Origin of the sequence: uncultured Paraglaciecola sp. (genome assembly GCF_943787955.1) — a bacterium.
Classification (GTDB): domain Bacteria; phylum Pseudomonadota; class Gammaproteobacteria; order Enterobacterales; family Alteromonadaceae; genus Paraglaciecola.
Genome location: NZ_CALSOK010000021.1, coordinates 67,863 through 94,071, shown reverse-complemented (window position 1 = coordinate 94,071; position 26,209 = coordinate 67,863). Strand labels below are relative to the sequence as shown.

Here is a 26,209-nt window from a genome sequence, read left to right as displayed (position 1 = left end):
TGTTTAGTCGATAGCTAAAGCGACTAACACTTGTCTCTTACGCTCACCAAAAAATGGGCGTCTACCATGCATAGTCATATAATTATCGACTAAGGCTACATCGCCGTCTTGCCAAGGTAAATCAAAGGTGAACTTTTCTGACAATTTTACTGCCAACTGCAACCCTGCAATAGGAATGTCACTACCGTCACCAAATGTAATGGCGCTAGAGGGATTTTCGCGTACCCCCTTCCAGCCCATAAATGCTGCAATCAATTGATTATAAAATACTTTCTTTCCGTTACCTAGATCAATAACAGCAGGTAGTACAGGCGTGGTAGCGCGCAAACTATTATCTGCTAGCCATTTCCAACTATATCTTAACTCAGCCAGTTTTTGTTCGGCTTGGGCAGCATCTTGTACACTTAACGTGCTCCTCCAACTGCGTCCTTGTCCAGAGTTAGGATCACCTTCTGCTGGCATCTGCGTAGTGTATTTGAGACCCTTACTCATAAAATCAGCAGCTAAGTGTCGGCATGTGTTGCTGCTAGAGTCATGAAACAACATGTCGGAGCGACATAGAGGCGTTTGGCCACCTTCCTCGGCGGCACTTTTACAAAAGAAAAACAATTTACTGGGCGAGATAGGCGTTTGCGCCATTTCATGATGGAGAAATATCTCCACGTCTTTGGGCGCTTCGTTGGCGGTAAAAACACGTTCGGTGAAGTTTAACCTGACGGCATTCGACAGAGATTCTTGGTAGGTGAAATTGGGATAACCAAACGAGTGTGAGAATTCATCGAACGCTTTCCGCCGAATTCACAGGAAACCCTCTGAATAGAATCGCACCCGATTTCACGCAACTTAGCCTCAAGTTCAGTCAAGTTTGCTTTGATCCAGTCGGTCGCATTCTTGTTGGGTAGTCAGCGAGCCATCGTTGACCACCACACTCGGGAAAACCGAATCACCACAGTCTAATTGATGTGAGGCACTTCTACATAATTAACCGGTTGCATAGCTTGGCCTCTGTCTAATCGTAAATAGGATGAAAAGTATTAAAGGCAGCTTCACAGAAATTTCCCGGATCATTAAATCGCCTATTACTGTTAAGCGCTGAAATTTCATCCATCTCTTGTGAAGTCAATTCGAAATCAAAAATATCTAAATTTTCTTTTAAACGCTCAGGACGAGATGTTTTTGGAATAATAGCGTTACCCCTTTGAACACCCCAACGTAACACGACCTGTGCAGCAGTTTTACCTAACCTTTTTGCTGCTTGTTTCACTGCTGTCTGTTCTAACACCGACTCTGAAGCCCCAGCCATATCCAGCTCTAAATATGATAACGCGCCAAGGGGAGAGAAAGCAGTAACCTGAAGCTCATACTGATGAGCTAAACGCATCAAACGCTCTTGGGTCAAATAAGGGTGGGATTCTACTTGTAATACCGAAGGCTTAGTTTGAGCATAAGACATCAAGTCATGCAACAAACCCGAGTTATAATTACAAACACCAATTTGTTTAACCAGGCCTTGTTGGTATAAATCTTCCATAGCTTGCCATGTTTCGAATAATGGCACGGGTGCTAATTCCATTTTGCCAACTGCGGTATCAGTTATCCACTCAGGTGGATAACGATCATCGAAATCCACAAATGGTTGTGCGATAGGAAAATGTATCAAATATAAATCGAGATAATCCAACTGCAAATCAACCAAAGTTTTTTCTAAAGCAGGCTTTACATGTTCTTTAGCATGATAAGTATTCCACAACTTAGATGTCACCCATAAATCTTCGCGAGAACACAGGCCATTATCAATTGCACGCTTAATACCCTCACCTACTTGCACCTCGTTTCCGTAATCACAAGCGCTGTCTAAATGACGATATCCAGCCTTAATGGCGTTATACACTGCGTCTGCACAGATATCTTTAGGTATTTTCCAAAGACCAAAGCCAACTTTTGGCATCGTTTTATGACTATTTGGCATCTATTGTATCCAATTAATAAAGTGTTAATTTTGATTTAATGTCTTATATAAGACTAAGTTAAGTGAATGCTTAAACTTTGTCAAACTTGCTTTAGAAATAAGCGGCTTTATTGGGATGAAACTGGCATCTTTAAAGGATAGCTTCGCTCATTTAAACAGCTCGACATACGACTTAAATGGACACATAAAGGAAGAATAATGCTGGTTCACCTTACTGGCGATCCAGTTATCGAAATAATTGAGAATGATACGCTCTAAACGAGTGCCAATATTTATGAACGTTTAGTGAAATAGTTAATATGGTCACCTAATAAAAGGTATTGAACAAATCGGTTCTGTTCCCCTACTTCTTTTGATTGTAGAAAAGAAAAAGGCGAACAGGGAGTCTTGGCTGGATGCTAGTAAAAAAGATTATGTGGAGTCAAATAAAAATACATAAATTCAGTACATATATTTACCAATAGGGAGTCAAACCAGCTCATCTTCACCTTCAACAGCTCCTTCCCCACGTATTTTCATCTGTAACCCTTTCAAAAAGTTACGCATGATTTGGTCATTACAAGCACGATACTGGCGATTTTCTGGTTTTCTAAAAAAGGCACTTAATTCGTGTTTGCTGATTTTAAAGCCACTTAAATCCATTGCTTCTAATACCGCTTCGGCTTGCATATTGAGAGCAATTTTTAATTTCATAAAGATGATGTTGTTGGTAAGTTTACGCTCAACGGGTGCTTCAACGCCTTCGCGTTTGCCACGATTCATATTTATCAAACCGTTTAAAAATAGAGAAAACTGAAGATCGGTAAGTTCAACAAAAGCAGGATCATCGTCTTTACGCAACCAAGTATGTAGTTGTGCGACTGTAGCGGGGTAATCAGCTTGAGCAAAAATTTCAAGCATTTTTGCGTCGTTGAAATCGAAGATATAGCGCAAACGGCGCATAACATCATTGTTGATCATAATATTCCTAAAGACTAAGTTGGTTTATCCAACTTTAAACATGTCACTAGTTTAAAGCTTTTTATAACGAATGTTTTACTTTATTGACAGTTAATCAATAACGGTCTGCAATATATGCTTTTAAACTTAGCTTTAATTACTATTGTATTTGAAAAGTATTTAGAAACAAAAACTGGTTTGTTGCCTTTGTGACTTCAAACGTTTGGCTTGCTGTTCTCTTGCAAAGGCTCTGAGTTTATTCATTCTATTCAGTATATTGTCCGCATTCTCAGAAATTTGAGCCTGACTACACAAGTCCATACTGGCGAAATGCTTGGGGCAAAGGGGATGGTTGTGGTTGACGCTATTTACAACGCTATTTGCACCACTTTTTATACAAAGAGTGGTATTTGAATAACTGATCATGTTGCCTCCAACAAACAACTGTTTATACATACAGTATAAATATTGATTATTAATTGTGCAACTATTTTTTATAGCCTAAAGTCTATTAGCTTATTTATTGGGTTATGTTTAAAGCTAATAGCAGGGTTTGCCTGGTATTAGCCGGTTCAATAACCGCATCAATTTCTAGAACACTGGCCACTTCTTGGGCTTGGCCTTTTTGATATTGCGCAGCTAAGAGTTGTTCATAGAGTACTTTTCTTGCTGACGTATCCTGCATGGCTGCAAGTTCTTTTTTAAAACCCAACTTAACCGCCCCTTCAAGCCCCATTGCGCCAAATTCACCTGTGGGCCAAGCAATAGTGTAACTTGGCTGACTGGTATTTCCTCCCAACAATGCTTGTGCACCCAATCCATAACATTTTCTTAAAACCACGGCGACTAATGGCACAGTAAGTTGGCTGCCAGCAACAAACAGTTGAGCCAGCCTGCGAACGGCGCCTCTCTCTTCATGTTCTGGCCCCACCATAAATCCGGGAGTATCACATAGTATCACTAAAGGAATAGAGAACTGCTGGCAAAGATGCATAAATTGACTCGCTTTTTCGCCGGCGTCAACATCAATAGCACCGCCTAATACTTTGCAATTACTGGCTAACACTCCCACCGGATGACCTTGTAAATGCATAAAACCACTAATAATTGCAGTACCGAATTGGGCTTTAATTTCAGTAAAAGAATCGGTATCTGCGAGAATATTAATGATCTCTTTTACATCATATACAAAACGCCTGTCTTCCGGAAGAACCTGTTCAAGAGCTTGTTGGTCAGCATATGTACTTTGTTGTCCGTCGACTAATGGTCCTTGAAAATACAACAAACATTTTTTTGCCATTTTGGCTGCTTGCTGCTCGTTTTCGACCAAAATATCTATCACACCATTTTTAACCTGTTTAGCACTAGGGCCAATATCAGTTGGCTTAACCACCCCCAAACCACCCCCTTCTATCATCGCAGGGCCCGCCATACCTATCCATGAAGACTCAGTTGCAATGGTGATATCTGCAGCGCCAAACAAAGCAGCGTTACCTGCAAAGCAGTATCCATTTGCCACTGATATGCGCGGCACTTTTCCTTGTAAACTAGCCCAGGAGGCAAAAGATTGGCATTGCAATCCAGAATTTACAGTCGTGATATCGGTATCGCCAGGGCGCCCCCCCCCCCCCTTCAGTAAACATCACCACTGGATACTTTTTATCCACCGCAACGGCTAATATCCGATCTAACTTTAAATGATGGAAATATCCCTGCGTGCCAGCTAATACGCTGTAATCATTGATCACGATGACGGTCTGTGTTTTTTGCTTTGTGATTAAATTTTGATTCACTTGTCCTACACCGGTGATAATACCGTCAGCGGCAGTAGCCGATTTCAAATCATCATAGTCTCTGCGCAAACGCTGGGCAGCTACCGCCATTTGTCCGTACTCCATAAAACTATTAATGGGGCATAAATTTTGTAAATTCTCTCTTGCTGTTAAATAACCTTTTTGTCGGCGTTTTTGTTGTTGTTCGATTCTTTGCTCATCAAGTGTGAGTGCCTCTCTGGTGCGCAGTTCGTTTAGTAATCTTTGATTTGTAGTACTGGAAGTTGGCATTTTTACAATTTTTGACTTGCTAGCATCGTCTGCGTGCATATCCACCAAGGGCATCCCCACAAAACAATCATCCCCAACATTGACAAAAACTTGGCCTACTTCGCCCGAAACGTCTGCGCACAAGGTGGTTTGCATTTTCATGGCTTCAATAATAACCAAAGGTTGATCTATATGTACTCGCTCATTTTGATTGACCAGTACAGCAACAACAGATCCTATATTGGGTGCGCACAATGTGTAAATGGGGGGCATAAAAGTCATCAGCAAATTATCAAATTTTCTTATTCTAACATTGACCAGCATATTTAGCGCCGCCAAAAGTCATGAATTATGAAAACTATAAGTGGCACTAACAGGTCAATAAACGCTCGAGACTCGTTATTAAAAATATTGATAAATAGAAGGGAAAAGCTTCTGTAAACACAGCCATTATTGTGAAGGTGCATGATTTTGGAATATTGGCCAAAAGCATAGAAAACTTTACCAAAGTAGCCACCTTAATCCAGTTGAGCTTGCATAAACTCTAGGCAATGAGTGAACCAAACCCATGCGGGCAAAAATGTGGCTTAATTACTTTGGGTTAAAGTATTTTGGATTGCAACCTCATCACTGCCATAGGCATTCGTTAATATAAACAATACCTATATCAATCTCCTTCCAACAAAAATCGTTCTGCCCGCTCAACTTTTCGTGGTTTCGCTGCAATAACTATCACATCACCGGCCAATAAAGCCATGTGCTCATCTGGCTCCGACAGTTCATGATTGTCCCTTCTCAGTCCCTTGACACTAACCCGCCATTGTTGCAAGTTGAGTTGCTGTAATGATTTACCAACAGCATAAGCATTTTTAGTAAGGATGACCGCGTGCATAAATTCAAATTTCTCTTGTTTAATATAATCAAGCTCAGTGGTTTCACCAGGAAAGAAACCATGCATATTGGCATAATGTCCCTTGCGCTCTTTACGCACGCGTTTGAGTATGCGAGACATTGGCACACCAGATAATTGTAAAACCTGAGTCACTAACATTAGACTACCTTCTAGAATTTCTGGCACTACCTGTGATGCGCCTGCCTCAAGTAATTCTTCCATACGATTGTCTTTTCTAGTTCTCACCACTACTGGCAAGTTTGGATACAAGCGTTTAACTAAACGAATCACACTCATGGCTTTTTCATGCTGGTCAAAAGTGATCAGCACCAGCTTGGCTCTTTCAATTCCGACAGAATGCAATATATCTTTTTGCTTAACATCGCCAAAATACACAGGCTCTCCTGCACTTTGACTTTCTTGCACACGGATGGGATCAGCATCAACTACCATGTAAGGAATAGCTTCAATTTTTAATAAACGACTAACCGATTGACCTACTCGGCCATAACCAAAAATGAGTACGTGGTCAGTTAGTTGTTGGTCTTGGGCTGAAAGTTGTTCTAAACCCTTTTACATCAGGTGTTGCTTCAGGACTGATTGCTTTGGCAATTTGTGGACTTTTATCGACTAACCAAGGCGTGATGGCCATACTCATCACACCGATAGTTAATAGTAACGAACCTTGCTCTGAGTTTAAAATAGCATGGTCGACAGCCAATGCTGCCAACACAAAACTAAACTCGCCCATTTGACACAGTTTAAGCCCGGCCGCCCAAGCATCTTGTTTGCCTAATTTAAAAATCTCAGCTGACATCCGGATAAGCAACACTTTTAGCAACACAATAATCACCAAGCCTAATAGTGCCCAGTGGATCTGACTTGGCAAATTGTGTAGTTCTAGGCGCATACCTATAGTAATAAAAAATAGTCCCATCAGGATATCTCTAAAGGGTCGTATATCAGCTTCTAGTTGATATTTATATTGGCTCTCACCTAACATCATGCCTGCTAAGAACGCGCCTAATGCCATGGATAGGCCAAAGGAAAAAGCTAAACCTGCGGCCATTAAAGCCACCATAATAGTCGTCAACACAAAAAGTTCATCTGTGCGAGTGCGGGCCACTTCACTAAACACTTTAGGTAACACCCATTTGCCGATGGATAACAAAATGCCAACAACCAATAGCCCCTTAAGAAATGCCATTGATATAGCAATGCCTAAACTTTGTTCGGAATCAGCAGCCAGTAAGGGCACCAATATAAGCAAAGGCACAACAGCAAGATCTTGTAGTAATAAAATACTCACCGCGATTTGCGCGCGAGGCGTATTCAGGATACCTAAATCACTGGTTTGTTTAATCACAATGGCAGTTGAAGACAGCGCTATAATCCCACCTATTACGAAGGAAGCTTTAGCATCAAAATCCAGTAATAAGGCCAGCCCCATAAACACTAAAGTAGTCAACATCATCTGCGCAAGCCCTACGCCAAATACCAGATTACGCATGGCTAACATTTTGGGAAGTGAAAACTCCAAGCCCAATGAAAACAACAAAAAAACAATACCCAACTCGGCAAAATTTTGCATATCTTCTGGATGTTCAAATAATGCGAGGAGATCAGGACCTGCCAAAATACCACAAAAAAGATAGGCCAGAATTGGTGGTAAATTAATACGTTTAAATAGCCAAACAGTTATCACTGCTACGGCCATTAGAATAACAATACTGCCTAAATTTCCATGCATAACGTTGTGTTCATCCTTCTAAGTTGTTTGCTAAGCACAATACTTGCCGAATATTAGCTAAGAATCATTTTCTATAGTAATTCGCCATATTGTTGGCAGGAGAAACCGTTGGAACAACTTAACCAGTTTTACGACGCAAATGTCGGTGAGCCTTATTTCAATCTTGAGGAGGCTAATCAAGACCTTGAGCATGGGCACAAACTTGGTCTGACGCAAGGTCAGCTTAATAAACTCATCCTTGAATTGTTAATATCCATAGACTTGCTCAGTCTGAGTAAATTATATTTTGAGTGATTAAAAAGTACCCTACCGTTGTCTGAGCTAAAAATCCAGTTTGAAGATAATAGAACTAGGTTTGGTCAAACGCTAAAAAACACATACTTAAAAACCCTTAACTGTTTGCAGATAAAAAATGTCATTGCCGTATGGATTATTCCTGTACTTAACCGTTGTCGTTAAGTTATTGGCAAATATTGCAATAAATGCATATTAAATTTTGTTATCCATTCAAAAATGCCTTAGAACATCACAATCAAGCAGTTTGCTATGAAGGACGTCTTAACAACCTTAGGAAATAAAGCTAGTTACGACGAAACCATGGTAAGACTGCCAGCCAAGCACAAAAGCATCATCAACCCTTTGGTTTACTAGTGTTAGATATGGACAACTTTAAACAAGTTAACGATATTCATGAGCATCAAGAAGGCGATAAAGTATTGTTGGCTTTGCTGATACTATTTTAAATAGCCTAAGAGGTCCGACTTAGCCTTTAGATTTTGTGAGGATGTGTTTTGCTACTTATTACCAAAGGTGGATAATCAGACTAACAATTTAATTGCGGAGCGTATCCAAATAGCTATTGAATCGGAACCGTTTCTGCAACAGCAGAAAATATTTTGCAGTATTGCCAGCGCGACTTTTTAGGAAAAGATTGAAAAACAAACATCTTCTCTCACACTAACGAAGCACTATATGCTCCCAAGCAGGCAGGTAAAATTGTATTAGAGCCGCTTAGGAATGTAATTGCGAGCAACGATGATAAACAGCAATGTATTGCATAATAGTTGAGAAATAAGCAACATTCTCAAGGATCTAAAAAGCCATGCTTTAGAGCATGGCTTTTTAACTTAACGTTAATGGTATTGATTATCTAAACAACACTTTTTCTTGGTTAAACCAATACACACAAAATGCAAACAACGCGCCTGCAATAATCACTGTTGAACCAAATATGGCAAATAATTGGTAGTAATCCATGGTTCCTTTCACTAATTCTTTCATAGCGAGGGAAACGTTAGTGACCGGCACCCAAGCCCAGCCTCCCTTTAATTCCACGCCAGGTAAAAGTGCTAACATAATAGGCACAACAACCAAAATAGTCATAGGCCCCATGTAACTTTGTGCTTCTTTAAAACTTTTGGCATAGATGGAAATACTCAACAAGACTGCCGAGAATATAGCCACCACAGGGACTAACATTAGAAAAATCAGTAGAAAATCAAGGATCGCAATCTGTGCCATAAAATCCGCAACAAATTTGATTGCCATGCCTTGGCTTAACACCAAGCCCCAAATCACCATACTCAAAACAGTAATCAACGCAGTCATGGTGCCAGCAAAAGCAATAGTCAAAAACTTACCCATTACAATTTTATTTCGATCTATCGGTGAAATCAGTAACGTTTCTAGTGTACCGCGCTCTTTTTCACCGGCGCCAATATCGGTAGCCGGAGCCATTGCACCTGATAGACAAATTAGAAACAACAGATAGGGCAACATCCCACCTATTTTTTCGCCCCAATTTTCTCGATCGTCAGCGGTATTCACTTTCTCTAATACAAGCGGTTCTATTAGTGCACTTTGTTCTGCAGCGTCTAACCCCAGACTAGTAAACGCGCTTTGTTGAAATAACTCAGACTGACTCTTTACTATTTCATTGACCCGTCTGTAGACCAGATTTAGCCCGGCATCATTGAAATATAATTTAACGTTAGCCTGACCATTTTTAAGCACATCGTTAGAATAATTTTCGGGGATTTCCAACACAAAATCGACTGTTTCATTGCGAATAATTGAGGTGTAATCGGCGTTTCCTTCAATTTCGACTAGGCTAAATTTTTCTGGTTGTTGCAGCTCCTTAACAATATCCGGCGCATATTGGCCACCTATCAATGCATAATTGAGCACTTGGGTTTCAGCTTTGTCTATGGCTTGTTTACTCACAAAACCCACAATCCCAATAATCAAAGGGAAGATTAATAACGGCAGGGCAATCATAAAAAATAATGTTTTACGGTCGCGAAGTAATTCTTTTATCTCTTTTTTAAATACTAACCACATATTGTATATCTCTTTATTTATAAGCAGCTAAAGGCTCTCTATTCGCTAGTAGTTGATTGAATGGCGGCCATAAACGATTGGTGCAATGAGCCATCAGCAAGGGCTTTAAAGCTAGCGATATGCCCATCAAACATAGTTCGGCCTTGATCGATAACAGTGACCTTGTCACATAACTCTTCCACTTCATCCAAATGATGCGTTGAGAAAATCACGGGAGTACCCTGCTCTTTTAAGCCACGAATAAATTCGAGTACGGTTTGTGTGGCCATAATATCTAAGCCCGTTGTGGGTTCATCTAAAATAACCAGCTTTGGTGAATGCACTACTGCACGTGCAATAGCGGTTTTTTGTTTCATACCTGTAGAGAAATTCTCTGAACGTCGGTCCAAAAAGTTATGCATATCTAATAAATCAGCTAACTCTTTAATACGAAGTGCAATAGATGCGTCGCTCATGCCATGCAGCTGACCAAAATAATGGATGTTTTCACGACCGGTTAAACGACCATACAAACCCGTTGAACCCGATAAAAAGCCTATCTTCTTGCGAGCAATAACAGGATTGGTTAACACATTATCACCGCTTATTTCTACGCTGCCACTATCGGGCTTAAGTGCAGTAGACAACATACGTAAGGTCGTCGTTTTACCCGCACCATTAGGGCCAAGCAACCCTAACACTTCTCCTTTTTGACATGTAAAAGACACATCTTGAACAGAATGAAAAAAGCGCCCTTTTAACCTCGGGTCTTTTTTTTCTTGCTCACTGAGCTTTTTAGGATTTTCCACAGCGAATTTCTTAGCCAGTTGTTTTATTTCTATCATTCCATTTTCCTGGTTTGTGGGCGATTTATTTCTATAGTCCTTCAATTTTTAGTTTATTACATGCGATCTAGAAAAAAAATATGTAACAATATTAAATTCGTTCAGACTACTGCAACTAATTTTGGGCACATATTGCTATAACATAATTTAATAGGAGGATTTGTATGCAACTGGTCAGTAATCCATTTGAGGCCATGAAGGATATTTTTGTTAAGCCTAATCAGGTATTTGCCACTATAAATGAAACACACAATTGGTCTTGGATACCCTTTATCTGTATTGCAATTATCGGTGCATTACCTATTTACATGTATTTTAATTTTGTGGATTTTTCTTGGTATACCGAATTAATGGTTCAAGCTATGGCGGGAGATTTAAGCCCCGCTGAGCAAAATGTATTTCGAAACATGATGGCAGATAAATCACAATCCTTGTGGACAGGTGTGTTTGGCTCTGTATTTATGCTGCTTGTCAGTAATGCGATAATGGCGCTTTATTTAAATATTGTTACCAAAGCAGATGAAGAGTGTGTGCAAGGTTATACCGACTGGTATGGCTTTAGTTGGTGGGTAAGCATCCCTGTCATTGTCTCTAGCCTATTGGGTATATTGGTGGTGTTAGTGGCCCAGGATAATCAACTATCACCTGTTAGCATGGCTCCCACTTCATTTGCATTTATTTTTTCTGTCGAAATGAACTCGTCATGGGCGTCTTTGATGCAGGCTATCCGCTTAGAGTCTGTCTGGGTGATGTACTTGACTGCAGTAGGATTAAGTCAATGGACCCAACTCCCAGTAAAGAAGACCTATATAATAGCAATCGCTCCCTACGTATTAATTTGGGCAATCTGGGCTTTATTTATTATTCTTTGATGCTGATTTTGATGATGACTTTGGCGAAGGCCTAGGTCTGAAATAATCAGTATTCTCATAAAATTCAGGGTCGTTGTTGGCATCCCATACATCAGGGATACCCAATAATGGTATTGGGTTAAATGGCTTTGATGTCGAGAATAAGTCGGTTTTCTTAATATGGCTGACTAAGCGTGTATCAAGTTCAGCCACCTGTTTTTGATAGGGTAAAGTTGAAAATCGACTATCAACTTCTATTACCAAGCATTTTCCAGTCAACCCCATAAAGGGTTGTAGCAACATTTCAAGATTGGCATGACCAAACATAAAACTATTAATCTCGTTACCCCAATGATGCCTATTTTCAACAAACACAGCATGCCATTGATGCTGCTTTAAATTTTCTATTAGTTGGGAAAAAACCTCTGTACGCTGATAAGTGACAATCACCCCGCACTCATCAAAATGGGTTAAGTTATTTCTTCTAAGGGTTCTTGGTGATAACCCATGTTGCTCAATATCTTCAACATGCTGTTGATTTAACAATCGCTTTGTTTGTGGAAATTGCAGCCAAATCAAACCATTAAATAAATCGTGCCAGCTGTTTGGGCGGGTCGGAATAATATGTTGTTGGTGGATGATTTGTTCATAATAATGAGAAGATGTTGTTAGATGGTTTTGACAAATAAAACGAGGAATATGGCTTTCTCCCTTGAGCTTCATTAAGGCATTTAGTCCTTGGGCATTGGGCCAATCAGTCAAACGCGATAAGCCAAAAAAGTTTTCAAGCTGCTGCATGGGCAACATCGGTAGTTGCTTAATAAAGTCCTGTTGCCAATCTGTCACAATTGCCCTTGATATTGATTTAATGTAAAAAGAGACACTTATAATCTTTAACCTTACTCACTACAAGAGCAACTATATGAAATTTTGCCACAAGCTCCTCATACTTTTTTCGCCAATGATCCTGGCTCTATCAGCCTGCCAAGACAAACAAGCCAAAGTTCCTTTACCGGTTGCAGATAACTTTATCGATGTTTATCAAGGCATTAACACCGATGATTTAAAAAAACATATCAAAACCTTAGCTTCGGATGAATTTGAAGGACGCTTACCCACCACAGTTGGTGAGCAAAAAACATTGGATTATTTGGTTAAAGAATTCAAACAAATGGGTTACCAACCAGGTAACGGTGACAGTTACTTGCAACCGGTTGAACTCATTGAGATAACTGCCGACTCGGATATGACCATGACGATAGGCGAAAATAATTTTGCCTATAAAGAAGGCATGATGGCCTCTACCAGTCGAGAACAAGCAAAAGTAGCACTAAAAAACTCGGAATTAGTGTTTGTGGGTTACGGTGTCAACGCACCAGAGTACGACTGGAATGACTATCAAGGCTTAGATGTAAAAGGCAAAACCGTGGTTATTTTAGTCAACGATCCTGGTTTTGAAAATCCAACAGGTGATAAATTTCAGGGTAAAACCATGACCTACTATGGCCGCTGGACCTATAAGTATGAAGAGGCCAGTCGTCAAGGCGCAGAAGCTGCCATTATAGTGCATGAAACTAAGCCCGCCTCTTATGGTTGGTCTGTAGTGGCGAATAGTTGGAGTGGACCACAATATGGCCTTGTAAGCAAAAATGGTAATGCCGATCGTGTAGCGGTTGAAGGTTGGTTAACTGTTGAAGCCGCACAAAAGGTATTTGCTGATGCTGGGCTTGATTTTGCTGAAGAAAAGTCCAAAGCCATAGCCGCCCCATACAACAAAAGTTTGGGAGTAGACGCCTCAGTAACCATTAACAATAGTTTCAAAAAATCTATCAGTTATAACGTAATTACGACATTGCCCGGTTCTGAAAAACCTGACGAACACCTAATATTTACCGCCCATTGGGATCACTTAGGTAAAGATGAAAGCAAAGACGGTGACCAAATCTACAACGGTGCTCATGATAATGCGACAGGCACAGCAGCGGCTCTAGTCATGGCCAAAGCTTATTCTGAGTTAACGATCAAGCCTAAGCGTTCCACCACCTTTTTAATCGTCACAGCAGAAGAACAAGGCTTGTTAGGCTCAAAGTATTATTCAGAACATCCCATTATCCCTTTAGATAAAACCGTCGCCAATATCAATATGGATGCCATGAGTGTCTTGGGCAAAACCAAAGATGTCGCTGTTATTGGCATGGGCAAGTCTGAACTAGAAGCGTATCTTGAAAAAGCGGCCAAACGCCAAGACCGTTATTTGGTTCAAGAAGGTCGTCCAGAAGCAGGCTATTACTATCGTTCTGATCATTTCAGTTTTGCTAAGCAAGGAGTACCAGCACTGTATGCTAAAGGTGGTGAAGAACCTATTGATGAAGCCACAGCACAATATCGCAAACGTACTAATGTGATTGTCACAGGTTGTTATCATCAGGTTTGTGATAAATTTCGCGAAAACTGGGACTTATCAGGTATCCAGCAGGATGCACAATTATTGTTTGAAGTCGGGTATGACTTAGTATCATCGGATGATTGGCCAAAGTGGAAAGCAACGAGTGAGTTTCAGCGGAAGTAGGATGTAGGGTTCAGGCTTACGCTTTTGCAGCGTAAGCCTCTTTTAAGCTAAAACCATGCCCTTGCCGACGCTGCGCAGGATGTCAGTGCCCGCTGGGCATAAAACATTCAATGACGACCCCCAATGTCAGACTCGCCCAACAAAGAATACCAGCGGTATCGCTACAACCTATCGAATACAAATATCCACACCCACACCTTCTAAAACAAGCATTGTTCTTACTAATTCCTTTCTAGTGTAAGAAAATCACAGTTTATCCTTGCTTTTTTCGCTCAGACTGGCAAATTCAAATACGCGAAAACATATCTAAAAATATCAACAGATTTCGCTTTTTCCGGCTTGTCACAATAGCAATACCAAGCCCCTTATTAACACCAAGTAACTCAAGAGAAACATTTTTATGTGTGGTATTTTCGGTATTCTGGGTATCAAAAGCGATGCAGCAGAACTTAGAACGCAAGCGTTAGAACTTTCCAAATTACTCCGTCATCGCGGTCCTGACTGGTCAGGTATTTGGAATAATGACAATGCTATTTTATGTCACGAACGTTTGGCGATAGTCGACGTTGACACAGGCGCTCAACCGCTAATAAGCCGCGATAATTATCAAGTGTTAGCCGTAAATGGCGAAATTTACAACCATAAGGCCTTGGAAACTGCGCTAGATACACCTTATGACTTCAGAACCAAGTCTGACTGCGAAATCATTCTGCCTTTGTACCAGCAAAAAGGTATTGAGTTTATCGACGAATTGGAAGGTATGTTTGCCTTTATTCTCTACGATGCAGAGCAAGACGCGTACTTGATTGCGCGTGATCATATGGGCATTATTCCTTTGTATACTGGTTATGATGAACACGGCAATTTATATGTTGCTTCAGAAATGAAAGCGTTGGCTCCTGTGTGCAAAACCATTCAAGAATTTCCTCCTGGTCATTACATGTGGAGTAAAACAGGCCAATTAACCAATTACTATCAACGTGATTGGATGGACTATGAGAATGTCAAAGACAACGAAACCAACCTTGAAGATCTAAAAGTAGCTTTTGAAAAAGCAGTTAAGTCACACTTAATGTCTGATGTGCCTTATGGTGTGCTTTTATCAGGCGGGCTTGACTCTTCTTTGGTCTCTGCGGTAGCAGCTAAATACGTGGCTAAACGGGTTGAAGATGGTGATCAAACTGATGCTTGGTGGCCACGTTTACATTCTTTTGCTGTTGGTTTAGAAGGTGCACCCGACCTGATTGCAGCACAAAAAGTGGCTAAGATGATAGGTACGGTGCATCACGAAGTGCACTTTACTGTGCAAGAAGGTATCGATGCCTTACGTGACGTCATTTATCACATAGAAACTTACGACACCACCACAATTCGTGCCTCTACTCCCATGTATTTGCTTAGTCGTAAAATAAAGGCTATGGGCATAAAAATGGTCTTGTCTGGTGAAGGTGCTGATGAAATTTTTGGTGGGTATCTGTATTTCCACAAAGCACCTAATGCTAAAGAATTTCATGAAGAAACCCTGCGTAAACTTAACCGCTTGCACATGTTCGATTGCGCCCGTGCCAATAAATCCACTTCGGCTTGGGGTGTTGAGGGGCGAGTGCCTTTCTTAGATAAAGAATTTATGGACGTGGCCATGCGCTTAAACCCACAAGACAAAATGTGCCTTGATGGGAAAATGGAAAAATGGGTATTGCGAAAAGCTTTCGATAATAACGAGTATTTACCTGCTGAAATATTGTGGCGTCAAAAAGAGCAGTTCAGTGACGGTGTCGGTTATTCATGGATTGATTCACTTAAAGAGTATATCAAAACTCAAGTCACTGATCCGCAAATGGCTTCGGCAGAATTTCGTTTCCCCGTGAACACACCTGATACAAAAGAAGGTTACTTTTATCGCAGCATTTTTGAAGGTTACTTCCCGCAGGAAAGCGCCGCCAAATGTGTCCCGAGTGGCAAATCTATCGCTTGTAGTACAGTAGAGGCCTTAGAGTGGGATGCTAGCTTCAAAGCCAATGCGGACCCTTCAGGTCGTGCAATGAGTTCAGTTCACGGTAAAGGCTAAGTGATAAGTCACCGAATCTATATATATTAAGAAGATAAAACCAGAGTAACCGCTCTGGTTTTTTTATGGTTTAATCGGATGGTTAATCTTACCGTCAAACCATAATTCCTTTCTGTCTAAGGGAGTCTCTTCTGGTAGAAAGGCATTTTCTAACGGGTAAAACGTTCTATTTTCAATCTGTGCTTTTTCAATATAAGTTTTATAACTTTCTACAAATAATGCTTCATACGTTCCATTTTCAATGGCTTTCTCAAGTCCTGTTTCAATCAGATTTGCCAATGGCACACTTTTTTTATTCACAAAAAAGTAAATAGCCGCGGGATAGCGTATCCCTAGAGAGGGCTGGATTTGGATCTGTATTTCATTTGCTACTTTACTTCTTTCCAACTCTTCCCAAACTTCAATAATGGAACGAGGGAAAAAATCGCCTTGTGCCCTACCGAGCATTTTCATAAGAGAGGTTTGATTGCGCTCGGTGATTACATCGAAACCATTTGATTGTAATATTTTTGTGTCTGGCCATTCTCGCCCCTGTAATGGTGAAAGTTTAACTAAATGCTCGAATTGCTGAATATAGGTAAAACGTTCAGCCATATCTTGTCGAATTAAAAATAGACGCCATCCAATCAACCCTTTAAATATTGGAATGCGTATTGGCAGTAAATCTTTTTCACGCTGAACATTGGTCATACCCCAAACAATGTTTATTTCTCTGTTGTCTTGCAGCCTATCTATGGCCTTGCCTTTAGACAAAAAATTGTCCGAGGGTATCAGTTGATAACTCACCCCCGTTTGATCCAAAGCCAATGCCAACAGTTTTATTGGATACTCATCAATTGTTGACGCAGTTTCCAGCGAACTAGGAAAAGTTATTTGCCATGATGCACTTTTAGCATTAACACTAAAAAGTAGGATAAACACAGCAATTATTATATTCATAAGTCACTCAGCAAAGGAAAAAATATATTTAAGTTTATTTTCGTCAACAACAACTGCCACAATCATCTTAAGTAGTTTATCAAGAATTTTGCAGGAATCTGACGTTATCCACCAAAACATAATTACTCTTGTTCGTCAAAAATGCGTTTGCATAAATATCCAAAAAGCATCCTGAATAAACGTGCATAAATAGCGTAATAAGCAAGTACACATATTCTGTGCTTAAAACCGCTATTCGATCCCAATAAATTTATGAGTTTGCAATGACAAACGCCAATTACGCGCTATGCAGGTTTTAATTGCAAGGTCAGTTGCACGTTTTTGTTGGCTAATGGGCTGTAAATAAATGTTGGGTACAGCTTGGTCACCTAATAGTGTTAACACCTCGTCTAGCTCTTCGATATGTTTTTGCATGGCTATCGGATGCTTAATTTCATTTGCTCGGCGCATTGCACTGCTTAATACAGCCCTGCCTCCCGGCATATTAACTTTGGGTGAAACAGTCACCCACGTGTCGGGGTGGGCAATGATTTCATATGTACCGCTAGTTTCAATTTGCACCGAATAACCTTTTACTATTAAGCTGCTGGTGATGTCAGTCAAATCATACAAACAAGGTTCGCCGCCCGTGATCACAATATGTTTAGCCACATAGCCGTAAAGATTAAAAAGGCCTAATAACTGTTCAGAAGTTTGTTCAAACCAACTATCTGACTCAGACTTTTCGGACATCACCTTATCGCTTGTAGTTTGTAACTCAGGCGACACCACCCAAGTATGTTTAGTATCACACCATGGACAACCGACTGGACAACCTTGCAAGCGAACAAAAATCGATGGCAAGCCCGTATAACTGCCCTCTCCTTGCAAAGATTCAAACACTTCATTAATTTTATATGAACTCAATCACTTTCCTTTTTGTTTAACGCATTCCTGTTGTGGGAATTTACCGTCAAATCACTTAAAATCGTATTAATTAATTGATTATAAAGAAGCAACGCCCATGTCACAAAAGGTAGTGGTAATTTTTTCCGGAGGGATGGACTCATTTACCGTCCTAAACCTAGCAGTTAAGCAGGGCTTAGAGGTATTTGCCTTATCTTTTGACTATGGGCAAAGACACAATAAAGAACTGGATTATGCAGCACGTGCCTGCAAAACGTTAAATGTTCAGCACAAAACAGTCGATATTACAGCCATCAACCAACTGATTGGTGGTTCATCACTCACATCAGATATTGACGTGGCAGAAGGTCACTACGAAGAAGGCAGCATGAAAAGCACCGTGGTGCCTAACCGTAATATGATTTTATTATCTATGGCAGTAGGTTATGCCGTTTCAATCGATGCCAAAAAAGTTTACTACGGCGCTCACTCAGGTGACCATGCAATATACCCAGACTGTCGCCCAGAATTCGTCCACAAAATGAATGACGTATGTGCCATAGCCAACTATGAAGCAGTCGAAATTGTCACACCTTATTTGGCTGTCAGTAAAACGGCTATTTTAACAGCAGGCTTAGAAATGGGCTTGGATTACAACCTAACCTGGACTTGTTATAACGGCCGTGAAAAAGCTTGTGGTAAATGCGGAGCGTGTCAGGAAAGATTAGAAGCATTTACTGAAAATGGGGTGACTGATCCTTTAGCGTATGAAGGGTGTTGCCCTTGAGTGTTTTTTTACTGACATGTTGATGCTATTTGTAAAAAAGCAAGTCAAATACAAGGAATTTCGTACAAGAAACCTATCGATAGAGGGTTTCTCAGAACGTAAAGCATTCCTCACTAGATAAAATTACACATTGTAAATCCACATAAAAAAGCCGCACAAAGCGGCTTTTAAAATCAATTTTGAATCCCTTAGCTAAATTCTACTTATCAACCTGCTGAATAAAGTAAGTAATTTCCTTAATTAAATGTCTTAACACAGGATTTAACCGGGTATTTTTACCATTCATCACAAATAATTCGTGCTTGAATTCAAATAAATTTTTGCCGACTGGCAATAGTCCTAACCCTGCGCCTTGGTTTGTGAGTATGTAATCAGGTAATAGCCCCACATATTCACCCGTCATAATCGCAGCTAGGCAAGCATCAAAGGAGTCAGAAAAAGTTTGAATAGCCATACGTGAATCGTTAGAAATGTAATTGGCAGAGGACAAGCCAGAGATACCAATTGCTGGATAGTCTCCAATCTTAACGTTATCAGGTAAACCATCACGATATTTTGCTAGAGCATGGGAAGGTGAGCAATAAAGTCTTCCTTTACACGAAACTTCAACTGGGTGAAAAGTGACTGACTCAGGTTTAACCATATCATAAGTCGATAACACCAAATTACATTCGCCAGATAAAGCAACATGCTCAACTTCGTTATACAATCGGGTTTGAATATTCACGTGAATATCAGTGAACTTTTTCATGGTACTTTTAACGGATTTACTGACCGCCAAGTGATATGAAAGAGGTAAACCCGCCATCATCACTAAGGTGATGTTACCGGAATAATCATCGTGCAAACTCTTTAGGTTAAACACAAAGTTATCGAAAGAATTGAATATACGCTTGGTTTCCTGAAACACCACCTCGCCCTCTTTGGTCATTTGAAAACCACCCCGACCACGATGACATAATACTAAATCTAATCGTTCTTCGAGCTTTTTAATGGCAGCACTAATATTCGGTCGTTGCATCCTCAGTACAGGCTCCGCAGCAGTAAAGCCATTACAAGAGGCAACAGCGTAAAATACACGCAATAATTTGATATCAGATTCTTGAAGACGATTTAACATTGCAACACCACTTATAGGTATATTTCTTAATACTAAAGTATTATAATAGGAAAGGCTTAGCCGGATTTCAATGGTAACTAAACAAAAAAGCTAAAAAACGATTTTAGTGATAGAAAAGATATTGAACCACTTAGGACAACAGGTGGCTAGATTCACAATGTGAACCAATACAATGCTCAAGCATAATATTGTTATTTTACTGCTTATCTTATTTTATTCCTCTTTTACTGTGCTGCAGATAGTCTTTTGCCTATTCTATTCATTGCCTAATAGTTAACCAAAGCAGCACACTAAGACTTTTTTATGTCAGACATTTGTGCTGGTACCGTGTAGTTTGAATCGCTTTGGATTTATTAGGAATTTTTCACTATTTGAGCTCGATAGGCTTCAATATCATCACGAAAATTCGCAGCCTTTTCAAAGTCCAAATCCTTCGCAGCTTTAAACATAACTTTTTCCAGTTCAGTAATTTTTTGCAAAAGTTGTGGTGTGCTAAGTGAATTATATTTTTTACTCGACTCAGCAACTAACCTGAGTTTCACTTTACCATCAGAACTGCCGTCTCCCACATCCATGATGTCGGTGATGGGTTTATTCATCTGCGTGGGAATAATGCCATGCTTAAGATTGTAGGCCCGCTGTATGTCACGACGTCTATCAGTTTCTTCAATAGCTCGCTGCATCGAGCCGGTGATCCTATCAGCATATAATATTGCTCGGCCGTTGATATGCCTTGCTGCCCGCCCCATAGTTTGAATTAAGGATTTATCAGAACGCAAAAAACCTTCTTTATCTGCATCAAGAATAGCCACTAACGATACTTCAGGCATATCAAGTCCCTCTCGCAGTAGATTGATCCCCACTAACACATCAAACTTACCAATACGCAAATCACGTATAATTTCAATACGCTCGACTGTATCTATATCTGAATGCAAATAACGGGCTTTTACGCCGTGCTCATCAAGATAATCACTTAAGTCTTCAGACATACGTTTAGTTAACGTGGTGACTAGCACCCTTTCATTAACTGACACACACTTATGGATTTCAGAGAGCAAGTCATCAACTTGTGTGCCTACGGGGCGTATTTCAATTTCTGGGTCAAGCAAACCTGTAGGACGTACTAGTTGCTCAACTATATCGTCTGGTGCAATCGCCAGTTCAAATTTACCAGGTGTGGCAGATACATAAATAGTTTGTGGACTAATTTGTTCAAACTCCTCAAACTTTAGAGGTCTATTATCTAATGCAGAAGGTAACCTGAACCCATATTCGACTAAGGTTTCCTTACGAGATCTGTCACCTTTATACATCGCACCGATTTGTGAAACAGTCACATGGGACTCATCAATAAACATTAAGCCATCTGATGGGAAATAATCAATCAGGGTGGGAGGTGGATCACCCGGGGCGCGTCCTGATAAGTAGCGAGAATAGTTTTCAATGCCTGAGCAATAACCCAACTCCTGCATCATTTCCATATCAAATTGACAGCGCTGGGAAACGCGCTGCTCTTCCACTAACTTGCTAACGGACTTTAGCTGTTCGCGCCTTTCTTTGAGCTCGACTTTGATATGTTCAATCGCATCAATAATTTTTTCTCTAGGGGTGACGTAATGGGTTTTTGGGAAAACCGTGGCGCGTGTCACTGTTTTCTCAACTGCACCAGTAAGCGGGTCGAAAATGCTGATGCGTTCAACTTCCTCATCAAACAATTCCACTCTTATGCCATGTCGTTCTGAGTCAGCAGGGAATATGTCAATCACATCACCACGCACTCTAAAAGTACCGCGGTCAAATGCGACATCATTACGGGAATATTGAATTTCAACCAAACGACGTAAAATATCACGCTGATTCATGATATCGCCTTGACGAAAATGCACCAACATTTTCATGTAAGATTCAGGATCGCCCAAAACCATAAATGGCCGACACACTGGAAACAATAATAACGTCGCGTCTTTCCATCAGGGACTTGGTGGCTGATAAGCGCATTTGTTCTATGTGTGCGTTTATCGATGCATCTTTCTCAATAAATGTGTCGCTGGAGGGCACATAAGCCTCTGGTTGATAATAATCGTAATAAGAGACGAAATACTCCACCGCATTATTGGGGAAAAACTCTTTCATTTCACCGTAAAGCTGTGCAGCTAACGTTTTATTATGTGCCAATATCAGCGTTGGCCGCTGCACTTTCTCAATCACATTGGCCATAGTGAATGTTTTTCCAGAACCCGTGACACCTAACAATATTTGTCGTGCTAGACCATCATCTAAACCGTCTACTAACCCTTTAATCGCACGGGGCTGGTCGCCACCAGGCGAATAACTGGAGGATAATTCAAATCTTCTACTCATAAATCTTATTTACTCAATACACTTTGTTCAAATCGAGAGGCAAGGATGGTCTTACACCAAATAAAAGCAATACAGCCAACCGTAAGGTTAGCGAATGCTCCTGCCCAAAAAAGTCCGGATAAATTAAACCAATAACTGCCTAAAATAGAAAAAGGCACAAAAAACACAAATAAACGCATAAAATTTAATGATAGCGCTGACATAGGCATATGCATGGCATTAAAGGATGAGTTGGTCAGGATCGTCACCCCTTGCAATCCATATCCTAAGGGCACAATCACTAGAAACATGATTATGGTGGAGGCAACTTTTTGCTCATCGGTAAATATATTGGCAATGACACCTGAGAGTAATGCCAAAACAGCAAAATAAACAGTTGCCATACAATCACAAACTTCACACATAAACTATATGCCTGCATGACTCGCTCTAACTTATTCGCCCCAAAATTTTGACTAATGAAGGGTGGCAATGACATCGACAAAGACAATACCACTATACTAGCAATAGATTCTAAGCGACCACCGACGCCCCAGGCAGCAACAGCTTCTGGTCCATAATCTGCAACGATTGCTGTGACTATACCAGCAGAAATGGGGGTTAACATATTTGCTCCAGCAGCAGGTAATCCAATCTTTAAAATACTACCTGCACTGCGCTTTAACTGTTGCCAGCTAAGTAATTTAGGTTCAATCAACTTTCGCTTTACAGCCAATATATACAATATATAAAACAACCCAACTGCCCAGGCTATCAGCGTAGCGATAGCCGCTCCTTGAATGCCAAGCGCTGGCACTGGGCCCCAGCCAAATATAAGTATCGGATCTAGTATCGCATTGATAAGCCCAACGAAGGCCATCACATAACTAGGTGTTTTAGTATCACCTGAAGCACGCAACACACTATTACCGACCATAGGCATTGCCAGAAATACACCCGCGGCATACCACACGAACATATATTCTTTAATAAAGACTAATTGCTGCTCATCAGCCCCCATCAGACGAAAGATAGGTTGCATTGTCATAACGCCGATAATAGCTAAAACAATGGCTAGCAACATGGTTAGCATCAATGCGCCCGTCGCTGTCTCCTTTGCTTGGCTGTGTTGACCTGCGCCAAGCAACTTAGCAATAATTGCTGAAGTACCAATACCCAGCCCAATATTAAGACTAATAACCGTAAAGGTAACCGGAAAAGTAAAACTGATAGCAGCAAGTTGTTGAGTACCTAACATGCCAATAAAAAAGGTATCCACCAAACCAAATGTCATAAGTACAATCATACCTACTATCATAGGCAGAGTCATTTTACGCAGCGTTAAAGTAATATCGGTATTTAACAAATCTGTGGGGAGTGATGTTTTAGTGTTGAAGGTCAATATTACTCTCTCTTAATTGAAAATGTTGATGGTAAATAGTTCACCTAGCTCATAATCACATGTCACAGATTTATACCTTAAAATTTCAGTTATCCGTAATGGAGTCTTGGTAAGGTATTCAAGATACTAATAATACGCGATTCCTCCTTGAATTTTATTATATTTATTATCATTAATGTTATGAAATTGTTACAATATTCATCATTTACAGACGTACCTTTTTAAATACACTTGATTGTCTTTTTTGTGACATTTAAAGTTTTCTTACATTGCATCACTGTAAGAAAATGACATTGTTTAAAAAAAAATCGATTCAAAAAATAAAAAAAACGCTATTTTTATTTTTTTCTTTAAAAACAACACACAAGCGAAACACAACATAATTTAGAGTAATATTTTTATTCGTGGGACAAACTCAAAAAAATCATAACCTATTGTTTTAAATAAAATTATTAAATATCATTAATAATACTCACTTCAACTCTTGACATTTATTTGATAAGCATTTGATAATTTCAAACAATTTAATCCACAAGGTTATCCACAAGTTTCGTGGATAACTGCCCTCGCCCTTTATTTGGCGTACATTGACACCACTGTGTGGTTTTATTTCAGTTGGTGACCACTAACCTTAGCGTGACTGACGAATGTTACACATTCCTCAAACACTGGCGTTATGTACAGTTATCAATAAATTGTTAATAACAATTAGCTATAAAGAAGAAAAAAAATAGCCTTTATTGGATCATCATATTGGCAAACCAAAATCGAACAAATTTGAAGCAATAAAAATGAGTTTGTTTAGATATGTGGTTAATACGCACAAATTGAGTAAAAGTTTATAAAAATATAGTTAAAAACCTCACTTTGAGTGTTGACAGCGAGCGGTATGCTCATTAATATTCCGCCCCGTTGAAAAGGCACCTAGTTTAAAACTAAGTAACGTTTTAACGTAAGTATAATGTTCCCCCTTAGCTCAGCTGGTTAGAGCGACGGACTGTTAATCCGCAGGTCCCCTGTTCGAGTCGGGGAGGGGGAGCCAAATAATACTTACAGCTACATATTACTTAAAAAATGATATCTAGCCAGAAATTGAATTCCCCCTTAGCTCAGCTGGTTAGAGCGACGGACTGTTAATCCGCAGGTCCCCTGTTCGAGTCGGGGAGGGGGAGCCAATTCAAGACTTATACATTTCCCCACTTATTAATCCCAGTTATCGACCCTTATTTTAATAAAAAACACTTAAAATTAATAAACTTTCGAATATCAAGTTGTTAATGGTCACTTAAATAAAGATAATAACGTCGCATTAATAACTCCTGGCTAATATCTACTTTACATGACCGAATTCTTATTATTATTAATTGGTACCGTGCTGGTGAACAACTTCGTGTTGGTTCAATTTTTAGGCTTGTGCCCATTTATGGGAGTGTCAGGGAAATTAGAAACAGCTATTGGCATGTCTATGGCCACTACCTTTGTGCTAACGCTTGCCTCGCTTTCCAGCTATTTAGTTGAACATTATATATTACTGCCGCTGGGTATCGGCTATTTGCGTACGCTGAGTTTTATACTAGTGATAGCCGTTGTAGTGCAGTTCACAGAAATGGTAGTACACAAAACTAGCCCAACCTTATACCGCCTATTAGGTATCTTTTTGCCGCTCATCACCACCAATTGTGCTGTCCTAGGGGTTGCACTATTAAATATTAATCAAGAACATAATTTTATCGAATCTGTTATCTATGGCTTTGGTGCCGCTGTTGGTTTTTCTTTAGTACTGATTTTATTTTCCGCCATGCGTGAACGTTTAGCCGTTGCAGACGTACCTAAACCTTTTAAAGGAGCTTCTATAGGTATGATCACTGCTGGATTGATGTCTTTAGCCTTTATGGGCTTTACTGGCTTGGTTAAATTTTAATGTCACTCACATTTGCTATTTTAACTGCCTTATTAGCCATAGGTCTGTTGGCACTCGTTTTTGGAGTGGTACTTGGATTTGCTTCTGTAAAATTCAAAGTTGAAAGCGATCCTTTAGTCGAACAAATCGATCAAATTCTGCCTCAAACCCAATGCGGCCAATGCGGATACCCAGGCTGTAAGCCATATGCTGAGTCAATAGCTAATGGTGACGAAATAAATAAATGCCCACCAGGTGGCGACATTACCATAAAAAAATTGGCTGACCTCATGGGTGTAGAGCCTAAATCTTTAGATGCGGCACACGGTCAAGAAGATATAAAAAAAATTGCCTATATCCGTGAAGACGAATGTATCGGTTGTACAAAGTGTATTCAAGCATGTCCTGTTGATGCCATTTTAGGCGCTGCAAAACAAATGCACACTGTTATCGTAGACGAATGTACTGGGTGTGATCTATGTGTTGATCCCTGCCCTGTTGATTGCATTGATATGTTACCGGTGGCAAATGGTACCTCATCCTGGCGCTGGGATATCGATGCCATACCTATAAAGCAAATAGGCTAGAC

Annotated in this window: 19 protein-coding genes, 2 tRNA genes and 4 pseudogenes; 10 read left to right on the top strand and 15 right to left on the bottom strand. The window is 40.1% G+C overall.

Annotated features, from left to right (window positions below):
* Positions 1-3: 3 nt before the first annotated feature.
* The 7 genes and pseudogenes from Q0Y52_RS17885 to Q0Y52_RS17855 all read right to left on the bottom strand — a co-directional run bounded on the left by Q0Y52_RS17885 (position 4) and on the right by Q0Y52_RS17855 (position 7,592).
* Positions 4-995: pseudogene (locus Q0Y52_RS17885) on the bottom strand (TauD/TfdA family dioxygenase).
* A gap of 14 nt (positions 996-1,009) precedes the next feature.
* Positions 1,010-1,969 carry an aldo/keto reductase gene (locus Q0Y52_RS17880; protein WP_297823885.1) on the bottom strand — a complete coding sequence of 320 codons (960 nt, stop codon included), beginning with the start codon at positions 1,967-1,969 and terminating at the stop codon, positions 1,010-1,012.
* A gap of 468 nt (positions 1,970-2,437) precedes the next feature.
* Positions 2,438-2,929, bottom strand: coding sequence for a DUF1456 family protein (locus Q0Y52_RS17875; RefSeq protein ID WP_297823884.1), 492 nt, complete (start codon positions 2,927-2,929; stop codon positions 2,438-2,440).
* A 159-nt stretch (positions 2,930-3,088) separates the two neighbouring features.
* A complete protein-coding gene (locus Q0Y52_RS17870) occupies positions 3,089-3,334 on the bottom strand; it encodes a hypothetical protein (protein WP_297823883.1) in 246 nt (81 codons plus the stop codon).
* A 94-nt stretch (positions 3,335-3,428) separates the two neighbouring features.
* Positions 3,429-5,223, bottom strand: a pseudogene (locus tag Q0Y52_RS17865) (carboxyl transferase domain-containing protein).
* 394 nt (positions 5,224-5,617) lie between these two features.
* The gene (locus Q0Y52_RS17860; protein WP_297823914.1) at positions 5,618-6,313 is read right to left on the bottom strand and encodes an NAD-binding protein; all 696 of its coding nucleotides are present in this window, start codon (positions 6,311-6,313) and stop codon (positions 5,618-5,620) included.
* Between the two features lie 58 nt (positions 6,314-6,371).
* Positions 6,372-7,592 (bottom strand): cation:proton antiporter, encoded by a 1,221-nt coding sequence (locus Q0Y52_RS17855; protein ID WP_297823882.1) that lies wholly within the window; start codon positions 7,590-7,592, stop codon positions 6,372-6,374.
* A gap of 108 nt (positions 7,593-7,700) precedes the next feature.
* Here Q0Y52_RS17855 and Q0Y52_RS17850 point away from each other — a divergent pair, with 108 nt between their 5' ends.
* Both Q0Y52_RS17850 and Q0Y52_RS17845 read left to right on the top strand, forming a co-directional pair.
* Entirely contained in the window at positions 7,701-7,886 is a 186-nt protein-coding gene (locus tag Q0Y52_RS17850; RefSeq protein ID WP_297823881.1) for a hypothetical protein, read from the top strand.
* 365 nt (positions 7,887-8,251) lie between these two features.
* Complete coding sequence (locus Q0Y52_RS17845) at positions 8,252-8,335, top strand: hypothetical protein (RefSeq protein ID WP_297823913.1); 84 nt, start codon at positions 8,252-8,254, stop codon at positions 8,333-8,335.
* Positions 8,336-8,738: 403 nt separating this feature from the next.
* On the opposite strand, the gene Q0Y52_RS17840 is transcribed toward Q0Y52_RS17845, so the two are convergent.
* The gene (locus Q0Y52_RS17840) at positions 8,739-9,932 is read right to left on the bottom strand and encodes an ABC transporter permease (RefSeq protein ID WP_297823880.1); all 1,194 of its coding nucleotides are present in this window, start codon (positions 9,930-9,932) and stop codon (positions 8,739-8,741) included.
* Positions 9,933-9,970: 38 nt separating this feature from the next.
* Positions 9,971-10,756 (bottom strand): ATP-binding cassette domain-containing protein, encoded by a 786-nt coding sequence (locus Q0Y52_RS17835; RefSeq protein ID WP_297823878.1) that lies wholly within the window; start codon positions 10,754-10,756, stop codon positions 9,971-9,973.
* Between the two features lie 164 nt (positions 10,757-10,920).
* Here Q0Y52_RS17835 and Q0Y52_RS17830 point away from each other — a divergent pair, with 164 nt between their 5' ends.
* Positions 10,921-11,628: a YIP1 family protein gene (locus Q0Y52_RS17830; RefSeq protein ID WP_297823877.1), complete on the top strand. Its 708-nt coding sequence runs from the start codon at positions 10,921-10,923 to the stop codon at positions 11,626-11,628.
* On the opposite strand, the gene Q0Y52_RS17825 is transcribed toward Q0Y52_RS17830, so the two are convergent.
* Positions 11,611-12,453, bottom strand: coding sequence for a DUF3025 domain-containing protein (locus tag Q0Y52_RS17825; RefSeq protein WP_297823876.1), 843 nt, complete (start codon positions 12,451-12,453; stop codon positions 11,611-11,613). The two genes, Q0Y52_RS17830 and Q0Y52_RS17825, sit on opposite strands and share 18 nt — an antisense overlap.
* Before the next feature lie 115 nt (positions 12,454-12,568).
* On the opposite strand from Q0Y52_RS17825, the gene Q0Y52_RS17820 reads away from it, so the two are divergent.
* Positions 12,569-14,176, top strand: a complete 1,608-nt coding sequence (locus tag Q0Y52_RS17820; protein WP_297823912.1) for a M28 family metallopeptidase — start codon at positions 12,569-12,571, stop codon at positions 14,174-14,176.
* A gap of 400 nt (positions 14,177-14,576) precedes the next feature.
* Positions 14,577-16,244, top strand: coding sequence for an asparagine synthase B (asnB, locus tag Q0Y52_RS17815; protein WP_297823875.1), 1,668 nt, complete (start codon positions 14,577-14,579; stop codon positions 16,242-16,244).
* A 63-nt stretch (positions 16,245-16,307) separates the two neighbouring features.
* Here the strand turns inward: asnB and Q0Y52_RS17810 are convergent, their stop codons facing one another.
* Together Q0Y52_RS17810 and queE are read right to left on the bottom strand one after the other, a co-directional pair.
* Complete coding sequence (locus tag Q0Y52_RS17810) at positions 16,308-17,183, bottom strand: amino acid ABC transporter substrate-binding protein (protein WP_297823874.1); 876 nt, start codon at positions 17,181-17,183, stop codon at positions 16,308-16,310.
* Between the two features lie 231 nt (positions 17,184-17,414).
* Positions 17,415-18,089 carry a 7-carboxy-7-deazaguanine synthase QueE gene (gene queE / locus Q0Y52_RS17805; RefSeq protein WP_297823873.1) on the bottom strand — a complete coding sequence of 225 codons (675 nt, stop codon included), beginning with the start codon at positions 18,087-18,089 and terminating at the stop codon, positions 17,415-17,417.
* A 97-nt stretch (positions 18,090-18,186) separates the two neighbouring features.
* On the opposite strand from queE, the gene queC reads away from it, so the two are divergent.
* Positions 18,187-18,855 (top strand): 7-cyano-7-deazaguanine synthase QueC, encoded by a 669-nt coding sequence (gene queC, locus Q0Y52_RS17800; RefSeq protein ID WP_297823872.1) that lies wholly within the window; start codon positions 18,187-18,189, stop codon positions 18,853-18,855.
* 199 nt (positions 18,856-19,054) lie between these two features.
* On the opposite strand, the gene Q0Y52_RS17795 is transcribed toward queC, so the two are convergent.
* The 3 genes and pseudogenes from Q0Y52_RS17795 to Q0Y52_RS17785 form a co-directional block, all read right to left on the bottom strand.
* Complete coding sequence (locus Q0Y52_RS17795; protein WP_297823871.1) at positions 19,055-19,975, bottom strand: LysR family transcriptional regulator; 921 nt, start codon at positions 19,973-19,975, stop codon at positions 19,055-19,057.
* 353 nt (positions 19,976-20,328) lie between these two features.
* A pseudogene (gene uvrB, locus Q0Y52_RS17790) lies at positions 20,329-22,339 on the bottom strand (excinuclease ABC subunit UvrB).
* Positions 22,340-22,344: 5 nt separating this feature from the next.
* Positions 22,345-23,636: pseudogene (locus Q0Y52_RS17785) on the bottom strand (MATE family efflux transporter).
* Between the two features lie 1,049 nt (positions 23,637-24,685).
* Between Q0Y52_RS17785 and Q0Y52_RS17780 the strand changes: the two are divergent.
* From Q0Y52_RS17780 to rsxB, 4 genes are all read left to right on the top strand, one after another.
* Positions 24,686-24,762, top strand: a tRNA-Asn gene (locus tag Q0Y52_RS17780).
* Between the two features lie 56 nt (positions 24,763-24,818).
* Positions 24,819-24,895, top strand: a tRNA-Asn gene (locus tag Q0Y52_RS17775).
* Positions 24,896-25,059: 164 nt separating this feature from the next.
* Entirely contained in the window at positions 25,060-25,641 is a 582-nt protein-coding gene (gene rsxA, locus Q0Y52_RS17770; RefSeq protein WP_297823869.1) for an electron transport complex subunit RsxA, read from the top strand.
* A complete protein-coding gene (gene rsxB, locus Q0Y52_RS17765) occupies positions 25,641-26,207 on the top strand; it encodes an electron transport complex subunit RsxB (protein WP_297823868.1) in 567 nt (188 codons plus the stop codon). The genes rsxA and rsxB overlap by 1 nt, the downstream gene beginning before the upstream one ends.
* Positions 26,208-26,209 lie beyond the last annotated feature (2 nt).

What these genes read in the sequence shown, in the direction of transcription:
- rsxB (WP_297823868.1), top strand. Translation starts at nt 25,641, where the DNA reads ATGTCACTCACATTTGCTATTTTAACTGCCTTATTAGCCATAGGTCTG.
- Q0Y52_RS17835 (WP_297823878.1), bottom strand. Translation starts at nt 10,756, where the DNA reads ATGATAGAAATAAAACAACTGGCTAAGAAATTCGCTGTGGAAAATCCT.
- Q0Y52_RS17875 (WP_297823884.1), bottom strand. Translation starts at nt 2,929, where the DNA reads ATGATCAACAATGATGTTATGCGCCGTTTGCGCTATATCTTCGATTTC.
- Q0Y52_RS17795 (WP_297823871.1), bottom strand. Translation starts at nt 19,975, where the DNA reads ATGTTAAATCGTCTTCAAGAATCTGATATCAAATTATTGCGTGTATTT.
- Q0Y52_RS17820 (WP_297823912.1), top strand. Translation starts at nt 12,569, where the DNA reads ATGATCCTGGCTCTATCAGCCTGCCAAGACAAACAAGCCAAAGTTCCT.
- Q0Y52_RS17830 (WP_297823877.1), top strand. Translation starts at nt 10,921, where the DNA reads ATGCAACTGGTCAGTAATCCATTTGAGGCCATGAAGGATATTTTTGTT.
- Q0Y52_RS17855 (WP_297823882.1), bottom strand. Translation starts at nt 7,592, where the DNA reads ATGCATGGAAATTTAGGCAGTATTGTTATTCTAATGGCCGTAGCAGTG.
- rsxA (WP_297823869.1), top strand. Translation starts at nt 25,060, where the DNA reads ATGACCGAATTCTTATTATTATTAATTGGTACCGTGCTGGTGAACAAC.
- Q0Y52_RS17880 (WP_297823885.1), bottom strand. Translation starts at nt 1,969, where the DNA reads ATGCCAAATAGTCATAAAACGATGCCAAAAGTTGGCTTTGGTCTTTGG.
- asnB (WP_297823875.1), top strand. Translation starts at nt 14,577, where the DNA reads ATGTGTGGTATTTTCGGTATTCTGGGTATCAAAAGCGATGCAGCAGAA.
- Q0Y52_RS17840 (WP_297823880.1), bottom strand. Translation starts at nt 9,932, where the DNA reads ATGTGGTTAGTATTTAAAAAAGAGATAAAAGAATTACTTCGCGACCGT.
- queC (WP_297823872.1), top strand. Translation starts at nt 18,187, where the DNA reads ATGTCACAAAAGGTAGTGGTAATTTTTTCCGGAGGGATGGACTCATTT.
- Q0Y52_RS17870 (WP_297823883.1), bottom strand. Translation starts at nt 3,334, where the DNA reads ATGATCAGTTATTCAAATACCACTCTTTGTATAAAAAGTGGTGCAAAT.
- Q0Y52_RS17810 (WP_297823874.1), bottom strand. Translation starts at nt 17,183, where the DNA reads ATGAATATAATAATTGCTGTGTTTATCCTACTTTTTAGTGTTAATGCT.
- Q0Y52_RS17845 (WP_297823913.1), top strand. Translation starts at nt 8,252, where the DNA reads ATGGACAACTTTAAACAAGTTAACGATATTCATGAGCATCAAGAAGGC.